Raw genomic sequence first — 12,295 nt, 5'->3', positions numbered from 1 at the left:
CTATGTCATAATTGTGCCAATACGATGGCACAGTTGTGACAGTACGGTGGCATGAGGTGGCATTTATAATGGTTCTTTCTCTTCTTTTTCCTCTTCTGCCGTTGCTGTCGTTACTTCTTCTATATTCTCTTCTTCTTCCGCTTCGTCTGCAAAAGGTTCCGGTCGTTGTGGACCGTGATTGACGAAAACGAAAGCACAGAATGTTCCTATAACTCCACCGCTGAGATGACCTTCCCACGACATATTGGTGGGGGAGAAATAAGGAAACATATGCCATATAATTCCTCCATACAAAAAGGTGACGAGTAGAGAAATGGCAATGAGTGGAACATATTTGCGGAGAATACCACTGAAAAAGAGAAAGAAGGCAAGTCCGTAAATCAATCCGCTGGCACCGATGTGCCATCCCGGTTTTCCGATCAGGAAAGTTAGTAGTCCGCCTCCTAGCCAGATTAGGATGAAAATTTTATTTGCTATCCCCCGGTAAAAGTAAAAAAGACACCATGACAAGAAAAATAAAGGGATTGTGTTTGCCAGTAAATGACTGAATCCGCTGTGTATCAGCGGGTGAGTTAAAATACCTACCAGTCCCCGTTTCTCCATAGGATATACCCCCAAGCGAGAGAAGTCCCAGTCCATTCCGACTTCCATAATCTTGAGTAAATAGAGGATAAAAATAAGGAACAAAGGCTTTGCTGCAGCCAGCATGATACGCTGAATATCTTGCTTCATGACATTCTTTTCTTTAGATATTTTACGCAATACTACGAATATTTGCACAAAATCTGAAAATAAAAAGCCTTTTTATTTTTGTTTTTATCTATAATTTGTACATTTGGGCGTTATACCCGTTGTATATGATGCTACAGCCAATATATACGGTATGTAACAATAAATAGATATACGATATAATGACCAATAATTAACCTTTAATAATGCACAACTATGAGTTATTTACGATTTGACAAGACCCTCATGACGAATCTGGAAGAATCTCTTCAAAGAGAAATCCTCCGGACGAACAAAGCAGGAGCTTATCATTGTACGACGATTGTTGATTGTAACACACGCAAATATCACGGCCTGTTGGTGATTCCAGTTCCCAATCTCGACGATGAAAATCATGTGCTGCTATCTTCTCTTGATGAAACGGTAATTCAACACGGTGCGGAGTTTAACTTGGGGTTGCACAAATATCAAGGAAACAACTTTAGTCCTAACGGACACAAGTATATCCGTGAGTTTGACTGTGAGCATATCCCGGCAACAACTTACCGTGTCGGAGGTGTTATCCTCCGCAAAGAAAAAATCTTTGTACATCATGAAAATAGAATCCTGATTCGTTATACGTTACTTGATGCGCATTCGGCCACAACCTTGCGCTTTCGCCCGTTCCTCGCTTTCAGGAGTGTACGCGAGTACACACATGAAAATGGGCAGGCAAGCCGCGAGTATCAACTTGTGGAAAATGGTATTAAAACCTGTATGTATCCCGGCTATCCGGAACTTTATATGCAGTTGAATAAAAAGTGTGAGTTCCATTTCATGCCTGACTGGTATCGGGGGATTGAATACCCGAAAGAACAAGAACGAGGGTATGACTTCAATGAAGACCTTTATGTTCCCGGTTATTTTGAGGTGGATATAAAGAAAGGGGAGAGTATCGTATTCTCTGCCGGAACTTCAGAAGTGACTCCCCGTAGATTGAAACAGACATTTGAGGCTGAAGTGGCTGATCGTACCCCGCGTGATAGCTTTTATCACTGCCTGAAGAATTCCGCTCATCAGTTCCATAACCAACAGGAAGACGAACATTATATTCTTGCCGGTTATCCGTGGTTTAAGTGTCGTGCGCGTGATATGTTCATTGCACTGCCGGGGCTGACGCTTGCGCTCGATGAGGTCGACCAGTTTGAGGATGTGATGAAAACGGCGGAAAAAGCGATTCGCAACTTTATTAATGAAGAACCTGTCGGATACAAGATTTATGAAATGGAGCATCCGGACGTTTTGCTTTGGGCTGTCTGGGCTTTGCAGCAATATGCAAAAGAGACTTCCCGTGAGCAATGTCGTCAGAAATATGGAGAACTCCTGAAAGATATGATGGAGTTTATCCGTCAGCGGAAACATGAGAATCTCTTTTTGCATGACAATGGATTACTTTTTGCTAACGGTACGGATAAGGCGATTACATGGATGAACTCTACTGTGAACGGACATCCGGTGATTCCTCGTACAGGATATATTGTTGAATTTAATGCGTTGTGGTATAATGCGCTGCGTTTCATCGCTGATTTGGTGCGCGAAGGGGGAGACGTATACTTGGCGGATGAACTCGATGCGCAGGCGGAAGTAACCGGAAAGTCTTTTGTCGAGGTATTCCGTAACGAATATGGTTATCTGCTTGATTATGTTGACGGTAATATGATGGATTGGAGTGTACGTCCTAACATGATATTTGCCGTAGCGTTTGATTATTCTCCTTTGGATCGTGCACAAAAGAAACAGGTGCTTGATATTGTGACCAAAGAGCTGCTCACTCCGAAAGGAATTCGTTCATTGAGTCCGAAGAGTGGTGGATATAATCCTAACTATGTGGGTCCGCAGATACAACGGGATTATGCTTATCATCAGGGAACTGCTTGGCCTTGGTTGATGGGATTCTATCTGGAAGCTTATCTTCGAATTTATAAGATGAGCGGATTGTCATTTGTTGAACGCCAGCTTATTAGTTATGATGACGAGATGACAAGCCATTGTGTTGGTTCCATTCCCGAGTTGTTCGATGGGAACCCGCCTTTCAAAGGACGTGGCGCGGTGTCGTTCGCGATGAATGTAGCAGAAATACTGCGTGTCTTAAAGCTACTGTCTAAGTATTATTAAAAAAGGAGGAACGAAGATGAAAGTTTTAATGTTTGGATGGGAATTCCCTCCCAAAATATATGGTGGTCTTGCGGTTGCTTCTTATGGAATAACTAAAGGATTGAGTCTGCAAGGTGATATGGAGACGATTTTCTGTATGCCTAAGCCTAGCGGCGAAGAAGAAAAGTTCTTGAAAATAATCGGTATGAATCAAGTACCCATCGTATGGCGTGATGTCCACTACGATTACTTGAAGTCCCGTTTGTTGGAAATGACACCGGAGGAGTATTATTCTTTCCGTGATCATATCTATGCCGATTTTTCTTATATGCATGTGAATGATTTGGGATGTATGGAATTTGCAGGTGGCTATCCCGGGAACTTGCACGAAGAAATTAATAATTTCTCGATCATTGCCGGAGTAGTAGCCCGTCAGCAGGAGTTTGATATTATTCATGCTCACGACTGGCTCACTTACCCTGCCGGTGTACATGCCAAGATGGTAAGTGGAAAGCCGCTTTGTATCCATGTGCATGCCACTGATTTTGACCGTTCTCGTGGCAAAGTCAATCCTACTGTTTATTCGATTGAGAAGAATGGTATGGATCATGCCGATTGTATCATGTGCGTGTCCGAGTTGACTCGCCGCACTGTTATTAACGAGTATCATCAGGACCCTAGAAAAGTATTTGCAGTGCATAATGCTGTTTATCCATTGTCGCAGGAGCTGCTGGACATTCCACGTCCCGATCATTCAAAAGAAAAGGTGGTCACTTTCCTCGGACGTATTACGATGCAGAAAGGGCCGGAATATTTTGTAGAAGCTGCTGCTCTTGTGTTGCGTCGTACTCGTAATATTCGTTTCGTTATGGCTGGCTCGGGTGATATGTTGAATGCCATGATCAATCTGGTGGCCGAGCGTGGTATTGCTGACCGGTTTCATTTCCCTGGTTTTATGAAAGGTAAGCAGGTATATGAAGTTTATAAGAACAGTGATGTGTTTGTCATGCCGTCTGTCTCTGAACCTTTCGGTATTGCTCCATTGGAGGCGATGCAGTGTGGAACGCCTTCCATCATTTCTAAGCAGTCAGGGTGTGGCGAGATTCTTGATAAGGTGATAAAAACTGACTACTGGGATATTCATGCAATGGCTGACGCTATCCACTCTCTTTGTACTAATCCGTCTCTTTTCGAATACCTCAAGGAAGAAGGTAAGAAAGAAGTGGATGGGATTACTTGGGAAAAAGTCGGCTTGAGAATCCGTGCTCTCTATGATGCTGTGTTAAGAAACTATGGTAAATAACAAAACAATAAATAAAAATGAGAACTATCTGTCTTTATTTTGAAATACATCAAATTATCCATTTGAAACGCTATCGTTTCTTCGATATTGGTAATGATCATTATTATTACGATGATTATGCGAATGAAACGGGTATGAATGAGGTCGCTGAACGTTCATATATTCCTGCTCTCAATACTTTAATTGAGATGGTGAAGAACTCGGGGGGGGGCTTTAAAGTAGCGCTTTCTATCTCGGGGGTAGCCTTGGAACAATTGGAAATTCATGCTCCGGCAGTCATTGATTTATTGCATCAGTTGAATGAAACAGGATGTTGTGAGTTCTTGTGTGAACCTTATTCACATGGTTTGTCTTCACTTGCCAACGAGGATTGCTTCCGCGAAGAAGTGCTTCGTCAACGTGATAAGATGAAACAGATGTTTGGTAAAGAACCGAAAGTGTTCCGCAATTCTAGTCTGATTTATTCTGATGAAATTGGTGGCTTGGTAGCTTCTATGGGTTTTAAGGGGATGTTAACGGAAGGTGCTAAACATGTGTTGGGATGGAAGAGTCCGCATTATGTCTATCACTGTAATCAAGCTCCCAGTCTTAAGCTTTTGTTGAGAGATTTCAAACTTTCTGACGATATCAGCTTGCGTTTCTCCAATTCGGATTGGGCGGAATATCCTTTGTTCGCTGATAAATATATTAATTGGATCGATGCATTACCGCAAGAAGAACAAGTAATTAATATCTTCATGGAATTGAGCGCACTTGGTATGGCTCAACCGTTATCTTCTAATATTCTTGAATTCTTGAAAGCATTACCGGAATGCGCAAAGGCTAAGGGAATCACTTTCTCTACACCGACAGAAATTGTAACGAAGTTGAAATCAGTGTCACAGCTTGATGTTGCATATCCGATGTCATGGGTAGATGAAGAAAGAGATACTAGTTGTTGGCTAGGTAATGTTATGCAACGCGAGGCTTTCAATAAATTGTATAGTGTAGCTGAACGTGTGCATTTGTGTGACGACCGTCGTATCAAACAGGATTGGGATTATTTGCAGGCTAGCAATAACTTCCGTTTCATGACAACGAAGAATAATGGTATGTGGCTGAATCGTGGGATCTATGATTCTCCTTATGATGCTTTCACCAACTATATGAATATTCTGGGTGACTTTATCAAACGGGTAGATGCACTATATCCTGCTGATGTAGACAGTGAAGAATTAAATTCTTTGTTGACTACAATTAAGAACCAGGGAGATGAGATTACCGAGTTGGAAAAAGAAGTGGCTAAATGGCAGGCAAAAGCAGAAGCGGCAAAGAAAACGACAGTCAAAAAGGCTGCTGATGCTAAAGAACCGGCAGTAAAAGAGAAAGCTGTTGCTAAATCAAAGCCTGCTGCAAAGAAAGCTGAAGCTAAGAAAGCAGCTGCGGAGCCGAAGAAGGCTACAGGTAAAGCTAAAAAGGCTGCTGCTAAATAAGGGAGTATAAGAATTATTATATATTGGAACCGTGGGTAAGATAAAAGACACTCACGGTTTTTTATGATAGAGATTTTAAGGGATTTCAATGAATGTCTTTTTTTATAATACAAAGAGTGAAATTTGCCTTGGCTGCTTCATCTGAATATATCTATAAAATAATAGCACAGGTTACTCTAATGTTACCTGTGCTATTATTTTATAGATTATTTTACTTGTCTTTTATTTCGATTTTGTTCCGAAGTTTGTAGAGACAACTTCAAGTTTGAGTAAATACTCTGGATATGAAGGGTTACCATGAGTATCTTGTATACTTCCTTTGCTACCTCCTTTCAAACGTGCATAACCAGGTTTTAAATCATGTTGTATACTGATAATATTACTGGAACCATAGTAGCTATTACTTGAAGAAGAATCTTTAGTCACAAGTACTGGGATAAGTACGAATTTGTTCCACTCACTTAACTTTTCCCAGTCTTTAATATCATTGACCGATTCATTTTTGCTATTTCCTTCTAAATCAGTTGTTTTGATTGTTATAGATCCCTTTTCCCGTATTTCTTTCTCAGCTTTCTCTCTATCTGCTAAACAATCATTTATCATTTGAGTGATATTATTGAATGTATATTGAGTAAAGTTGGTTGTGGTAGGGGTAAATAGAGATGAGGTTATACCATCACTTAGCTGGTTGTCTTTGAAAAAACTGTCTTTATACTTTTTACGTATCAATAAAACATTATTAGGAGTAGACATACCAAACTTTTTATCATTGGTTTCATTATAGATAGGCATTCCTAACTTGACAGCATTTAATGTATCACCTTGGAGTTTTTCTGCTATCTGGCTAACAGGAATGGTTACTTGAGTAAAAATTCCTGCTGGACTCTTTAGGTATGTCCAAGTATCTTCATCAATGCACTTTTGAATAGCATCCTTGTCATTGTTTAATTGATTAGCTTGAATAACTTCACGAGTAGTAGCAAAGGTACGATAGCCATAATAAGTAGAATCTTTAGACTCTCCTTCTTTTACTACTTGTTTGGGTAGGATAGTACCCTTAAGTGTATCAACAGCGTAGCATTTATATACTACATTCATTTGTGCTTGATCTATATAAAGTACCGTACCGTCACCATAATCACTTTTTATATAGATTCCTTTAAATATATCTTTGAATGCTTTATTATCAAGATTGACACCTAATTCTCTGGATTTTTTTATTATTTCTGTACCTATTCTTATTGCAGCTTCATTCTTGAAAGAAACATGTACACTTGGGACATATGTGCTAAGGTTACGGATAGAGTCTTTTACGGAAAGATCAACAGCTGTGTATGCTTTAGTACCTAATATATTCTGAGAATTGTAATACTCTTCTGGGTTGATATCAGTATAGTAAGCGTTATCTGCATTTAGTTCTTTCTTCCCTTCACCTCCTAATTCATAAACACTTAGGCGGCAGGCTGTTAATGAATCTCCAAAATAACTGCTGTACCACAAATAAAGTTCAATTGTATGGATGTTGCCAATTATATTATTTTTATCATCGCGTATGAAAGTCACATCTTTATTATATTCATTATCGTCCCCTACCATTACCCGGGTAGCTTTCCCTTTACTGTCCAAAGCAGTACCATCATATACTCCGGGGAATGTCATTCCAGTCGGACAGTTAAGTTGCGCCAAGAAACCTGCCTGATAAGTTCCGAATGTTTCATCAGTGAACTTTCCTACATACCCCACATTGGTCATTGCATATATCTTACCGGCATGAACGGATTCGGTAGTTACATCAAATGTAGATAGCTTTCCATTGATATTTTGGTCGCTTCCCGGAAACATTCCCAATCCCAGTCCGGCAGTGTTGTCATCACAACCCCAAAAGGTGATTGCCAGTAAAGCTATTAAGGCGTATTTTGCTTTCATGATCGTCGTATCTTGATTTTTTATTCTTCTTCTTCTTCGTTTGCAGTGGCTTCCCATACTTTATCGTAGAACTCGTTGCAGGCATCCGCATAGTTTTCCGGGTTCTGGTAGTCAAGTACCAATTTGCCAGATTGGCGGGCATATTCAATAATAGACTCGTCTACCTTTTCACTGTTTTGTATTACTCCGTCCGAATAGTCAACAGCGAGTTTGCAAAGAGCGGCGTAGTCTACCGGTTCCTTCAAATCACCTAAATCTTTCTTGGTAATACCTTTCAGCATCAGTTTTGTTGCGAAATCGTCGCTAAGTGTATTCTTGAAATCATCTTCATAAACAGAGAATACCACTTTAGCGTCGCGGAAAGAAGGTTCGTCTTTATAGGCTTTCTTAATATAAAGAGGAGCTAAAGCTGTCATCCAGCCATGACAGTGAATGACATCAGGACACCAGCGGAGCTTTTTCACTGTTTCCAATACACCGCGTGCATAGAAAATGGCACGGCTATCATTATCATCATATTCTATACCATTTTCATCCGTTGTCTGCATCCGATTCTGGAAATAGTCATCGTTATCGATGAAATATACCTGCATGCGTGCGGATTGGATAGAAGCAACTTTTATAATCAAGGGGTGGTCAGTATCATCGATAATCAGGTTCATACCAGAGAGGCGGATCACTTCGTGCAGTTGATTTCTGCGCTCATTGATATTTCCCCATTTAGGCATAAAGGTTCTGATTTCACGGCCTTTTTCTTGTATCGCCTGTGGAAGGTTTCTACCTATATTGGCCATTTCGGATTCTGAAACGTAAGGTGTAATCTCTTGAGTAATAAATAAAACTTTATTCGCCTTTGTCATAATAACAATAGTTCACTATAATATTCTGCAAAGATACGAAAAAAAAGACACATTAAATAAGATATTCTTTCTTTATGTGGCAAATATTAGTTTATTTTGCAGAGTTTTTGCAAACGAGTAAAACATAAACCAATTGACGAAAATGAAAGTAGTGCACACTATCAAGGACTTACAGGCAGAATTGACTGCCCTAAGAGCCCAAGGTAAAAAGGTGGGACTGGTTCCTACAATGGGTGCTTTACATGCGGGACATGCATCTCTGGTAAAGCGCAGCGTAAGTGAGAATGGTGTAACTGTTGTGAGTGTTTTTGTGAATCCCACACAGTTTAACGATAAAAATGACTTGGAGAAATATCCGCGTACATTGGATGCAGATTGTCGTTTGTTGGAAGAATGCGGGGCGGATTTCGCTTTTGTTCCTTCAGTTAGCGAAATGTATCCGGAACCGGATACTCGTCAATTTAGCTATGCACCATTGGATACGGTGATGGAAGGAGCTTTCCGTCCGGGACATTTTAACGGTGTTTGCCAAATTGTCAGCAAACTGTTTGATGCTGTACTGCCGGATCGGGCATATTTCGGAGAGAAAGACTTCCAGCAGTTAGCGATTATTCGTGAAATGGTTCGGCAATTGAAATATAATCTTGAAATTGTAGGTTGTTCAATTGTACGTGAGGAAGACGGACTGGCATTGAGTAGCCGGAACAAACGTTTATCTGCAGAAGAACGTGAAAATGCTTTAAATATTTCTCGCACCTTATTTAAAAGTCGTAACTTTGCAGCCACTCATACAGTGAGCGAGACGCAAAAGATGGTTGAAGATGCGATTGAAGCTGCTCCGGGTTTGCGTATGGAGTATTTTGAGATCGTAGACGGAAACACATTGCAGAAAATTAGTAATTGGGAAGATACTTCCTATGCGGTGGGATGCATCACAGTGTTCTGTGGAGAAGTCCGGCTGATTGATAACATTAAATATAAAGAATAACTAAAAAGACGAAACCTTATGATGATTGAAGTGTTGAAGTCGAAAATTCATTGTGCACGTGTCACAGAGGCAAATCTGAACTACATGGGTAGTATCACGATTGATGAAGACCTGCTGGATGCTGCAAACATGATTCCGGGAGAGAAAGTGTATATTGCTGATAATAACAACGGTGAACGCTTTGAAACCTACATTATCAAAGGTGAACGCGGTTCGGGCAAAATTTGTCTGAATGGTGCTGCTGCCCGCAAGGTGCAACCGGATGATATTGTGATAATCATGTCTTATGCATTGATGGATTTTGAGGAAGCCAAGTCGTTTAAACCGGCTGTCATTTTCCCTGATCCTGCGACGAACAAAGTGGTAAAGTAGAAAGTATCTTTGATATTTGAATAAGAAAAGCCCCGTTTTACATTTCGTAAACGGGGCTTTTCTTATTCTATTTTTTATGCCGGGGATGATCGGTGTTCTACCCACATATGAGTTGGCTTTAGCCCACCTCTCGATAAACTTCCGCCCACGTGTCAGATGTAGTTATCCCACGTGTTAGGGAAGTTTAGCCCGGGTGTTAATAAGCGGCAGTTAGTTGCCGGCGTTTGTTTTCAGTTGCTCATTCATGGCAGCGGCAGCTTTACGGCCATCACCCATCGCCAGAATTACAGTAGCTCCGCCGCGAACGATGTCGCCACCTGCGTAAATCATCGGGATAGAAGATTCCATGTTGTCATTTACTGCGATAGTTCCTTTTCGTCCTAATTCCAGTCCTTTGATAGAGCTTGGAACAATCGGGTTAGGAGATACCCCAACGCTGACAATGGCCAGGTCTATATCGATTGTTTCTGTTGCTCCCGGGATAGCTATAGGGCTACGACGTCCGGAAGCATCCGGTTCTCCTAATTCCATCTTTTGCAGAATAACCTGTTTTACGCAACCTTGTTCATCAGCAATATATTCGATAGGATTATGCAGAGTGAGGAATTCAACTCCTTCTTCTTTGGCATGTTTTACTTCTTCGATACGTGCCGGCATTTCTTCTTCCGAACGACGATAGATAATAATAGCACGTTCAGCGCCAAGACGTTTTGCTGTACGGACAGAGTCCATAGCTGTGTTACCACCACCGATTACTGCCACATTCTTACCGAAAGCTACCGGAGTGTCCGAATCTTCGCTGGCGGCATCCATTAAATTGACACGGGTGAGGTATTCATTTGAAGACATGATATTGATGGAGTTCTCTCCCGGGATATTCATAAAGTTTGGCAGTCCGGCACCGGAAGCCACGAATATTCCTTTGAAACCTTCCGCTTTCAAGTCTTCTACACCGATAGTCTTTCCTACAATACAGTCTTTGATGAAGTTAACGCCCATCTTGCCAAGATTGTCGATTTCTACATCTACAATCTTGTTTGGCAAACGGAATTCGGGAATACCGTATTTCAATACACCTCCAATTTCATGCAACGCTTCGAATACAGTTACATCATATCCATATTTAGCCATGTCTCCGGCAAATGCCAATCCTGCAGGTCCTGAACCGATAACTGCTATTTTGATACCATTTTTCTCTGCAATGACAGGTACGGAGATTTGTCCGCTTTCGCGTTCATAATCAGCTGCAAAACGTTCCAGATAACCGATAGCTACCGGCTTTTCATTCATTTTCAGATGAATACATTTTGATTCGCACTGTTTCTCTTGCGGGCACACACGACCGCAAACAGCCGGAAGCGCACTTGTTTCTTTCAATGTTTTGGCAGCTTCGAGGAATTCGCCGCGTTCGATATTCTTAATGAAGCGGGGAATATCAATGCCTACCGGGCAGCCTTCCATACATCCCGGATTAGCACAATCGAGACAACGTTTGGCTTCTGTAACAGCCTGTTCTGCTGTTAATCCTTGATTAACTTCCTCTTTACGGCTATGTGAACGGTATTCAGCATCGAGTTCATTCATTTCTACACGAGGAATGGCTGTACGTTCTTTGGGTTTCATGGATTTACGTAACTCCTGTCTCCAAGCAGCATTACGACTTTTTTCATCGATTTCTTTGGTTGCTTCACATTCCGATTCCAGCTTATGCATTTCTTCGCGTTCGATATTCTTGAACGCACCCATACGTTTCAGCATTTCGTCGAAATTCACCTGGTGACCGTCGAATTCCGGACCGTCTACACAAACGAACTTTGTTTTTCCTCCCACAGTGATACGGCAAGCACCGCACATACCAGTTCCGTCCACCATGATCGTATTTAGCGAAACATCTGTCGGAATTTCATATTTTTTAGTCAGCAAGCAAACAAATTTCATCATGATGGCAGGGCCGATAGCGAAACATTTGTCTACTTTCTCACGTTTGATAACTTCTTCTACACCTTCTGTCACCAGACCTTTACGACCGTAAGAACCGTCGTCCGTCATGATAATTACTTCGTCAGAGCTTTCACGCATTTCTTTTTCCAAGATGATAAGGTCTTTATTGCGTCCAGCCAATACGGTGATAACACGGTTGCCGGCAGCCTTCAAAGCCTGTACGATAGGAAGCATCGGAGCCACACCTACACCGCCACCAGCGCAGACTACTGTTCCGAATTTCTCTATATGGGTAGCTTGTCCGAGTGGGCCTACTACGTCAGTAATAGATTCGCCTTCATTCAGCTCGCAGAGACGGGTAGAAGAAAGCCCGACTTCCTGTACTACCAGAGTAATGGTGCCCTTTTTTAGGTCGGAACCTGCGATAGTCAATGGCATACGTTCTCCTTTTTCGCCTACACGTACGATGACGAAGTGTCCGGCCTTACGAGATTTAGCAATTAAAGGAGCTTCAATTTCAAATTTGAATACTTTTTCAGAAAAGCGTTCCTTGCTAATGATTTTGTTCATT

The 12,295-nt window shown here is 41.4% G+C and carries 9 protein-coding genes; 5 read left to right on the top strand and 4 right to left on the bottom strand.

The genetic code is table 11. The features are described from left to right. Nucleotides 1-63: 63 nt before the first annotated feature. Nucleotides 64-732 carry a rhomboid family intramembrane serine protease gene (locus tag I2I13_RS00600; RefSeq protein WP_148364335.1) on the bottom strand — a complete coding sequence of 223 codons (669 nt, stop codon included), beginning with the start codon at nucleotides 730-732 and terminating at the stop codon, nucleotides 64-66. 213 nt (nucleotides 733-945) lie between these two features. On the opposite strand from I2I13_RS00600, the gene I2I13_RS00595 reads away from it, so the two are divergent. The 3 genes from I2I13_RS00595 to I2I13_RS00585 are packed head-to-tail and all read left to right on the top strand — an operon-like array spanning nucleotide 946 to nucleotide 5,637. Further along, complete coding sequence (locus I2I13_RS00595; RefSeq protein WP_148364336.1) at nucleotides 946-2,883, top strand: glycogen debranching enzyme N-terminal domain-containing protein; 1,938 nt, start codon at nucleotides 946-948, stop codon at nucleotides 2,881-2,883. Nucleotides 2,884-2,899: 16 nt separating this feature from the next. Continuing rightward, nucleotides 2,900-4,165, top strand: coding sequence for a glycosyltransferase family 4 protein (locus I2I13_RS00590; protein WP_164727216.1), 1,266 nt, complete (start codon nucleotides 2,900-2,902; stop codon nucleotides 4,163-4,165). 17 nt (nucleotides 4,166-4,182) lie between these two features. Next, nucleotides 4,183-5,637: a glycoside hydrolase family 57 protein gene (locus I2I13_RS00585; RefSeq protein ID WP_195648467.1), complete on the top strand. Its 1,455-nt coding sequence runs from the start codon at nucleotides 4,183-4,185 to the stop codon at nucleotides 5,635-5,637. 222 nt (nucleotides 5,638-5,859) lie between these two features. On the opposite strand, the gene I2I13_RS00580 is transcribed toward I2I13_RS00585, so the two are convergent. Together I2I13_RS00580 and I2I13_RS00575 are read right to left on the bottom strand one after the other, a co-directional pair. Next, nucleotides 5,860-7,563 (bottom strand): DUF4270 domain-containing protein, encoded by a 1,704-nt coding sequence (locus I2I13_RS00580; RefSeq protein ID WP_195648466.1) that lies wholly within the window; start codon nucleotides 7,561-7,563, stop codon nucleotides 5,860-5,862. A gap of 20 nt (nucleotides 7,564-7,583) precedes the next feature. Next, complete coding sequence (locus I2I13_RS00575) at nucleotides 7,584-8,423, bottom strand: glycogen/starch synthase (protein ID WP_195648465.1); 840 nt, start codon at nucleotides 8,421-8,423, stop codon at nucleotides 7,584-7,586. Between the two features lie 142 nt (nucleotides 8,424-8,565). Here I2I13_RS00575 and panC point away from each other — a divergent pair, with 142 nt between their 5' ends. Together panC and panD are read left to right on the top strand one after the other, a co-directional pair. Next, nucleotides 8,566-9,411, top strand: coding sequence for a pantoate--beta-alanine ligase (panC, locus tag I2I13_RS00570; protein WP_074558481.1), 846 nt, complete (start codon nucleotides 8,566-8,568; stop codon nucleotides 9,409-9,411). A gap of 18 nt (nucleotides 9,412-9,429) precedes the next feature. Further along, entirely contained in the window at nucleotides 9,430-9,783 is a 354-nt protein-coding gene (gene panD, locus I2I13_RS00565; protein WP_004301789.1) for an aspartate 1-decarboxylase, read from the top strand. Nucleotides 9,784-9,993: 210 nt separating this feature from the next. Here panD and I2I13_RS00560 read toward each other — a convergent pair whose 3' ends face one another. Further along, the gene (locus I2I13_RS00560) at nucleotides 9,994-12,294 is read right to left on the bottom strand and encodes a bifunctional dihydroorotate dehydrogenase B NAD binding subunit/NADPH-dependent glutamate synthase (protein WP_148364340.1); all 2,301 of its coding nucleotides are present in this window, start codon (nucleotides 12,292-12,294) and stop codon (nucleotides 9,994-9,996) included. Between the last annotated feature and the right edge of the window lies 1 nt (nucleotide 12,295).

Origin of the sequence: Bacteroides sp. D55t1_190419_B8 (assembly GCF_015558905.1) — a bacterium.
GTDB classification, from domain to species: Bacteria; Bacteroidota; Bacteroidia; order Bacteroidales; family Bacteroidaceae; genus Bacteroides; species Bacteroides vicugnae.
The sequence above is the reverse complement of the archived record's forward strand: the minus strand, read 5'-3'. Positions and strand labels throughout refer to the sequence as shown.

Excerpts from the sequence above, each read along its gene's own strand:
- I2I13_RS00600 (WP_148364335.1), bottom strand. The coding sequence starts at position 732 with ATGAAGCAAGATATTCAGCGTATCATGCTGGCTGCAGCAAAGCCTTTG.
- I2I13_RS00595 (WP_148364336.1), top strand. The coding sequence starts at position 946 with ATGAGTTATTTACGATTTGACAAGACCCTCATGACGAATCTGGAAGAA.
- I2I13_RS00590 (WP_164727216.1), top strand. The coding sequence starts at position 2,900 with ATGAAAGTTTTAATGTTTGGATGGGAATTCCCTCCCAAAATATATGGT.
- I2I13_RS00585 (WP_195648467.1), top strand. The coding sequence starts at position 4,183 with ATGAGAACTATCTGTCTTTATTTTGAAATACATCAAATTATCCATTTG.
- I2I13_RS00580 (WP_195648466.1), bottom strand. The coding sequence starts at position 7,563 with ATGAAAGCAAAATACGCCTTAATAGCTTTACTGGCAATCACCTTTTGG.
- I2I13_RS00575 (WP_195648465.1), bottom strand. The coding sequence starts at position 8,423 with ATGACAAAGGCGAATAAAGTTTTATTTATTACTCAAGAGATTACACCT.
- panC (WP_074558481.1), top strand. The coding sequence starts at position 8,566 with ATGAAAGTAGTGCACACTATCAAGGACTTACAGGCAGAATTGACTGCC.
- panD (WP_004301789.1), top strand. The coding sequence starts at position 9,430 with ATGATGATTGAAGTGTTGAAGTCGAAAATTCATTGTGCACGTGTCACA.
- I2I13_RS00560 (WP_148364340.1), bottom strand. The coding sequence starts at position 12,294 with ATGAACAAAATCATTAGCAAGGAACGCTTTTCTGAAAAAGTATTCAAA.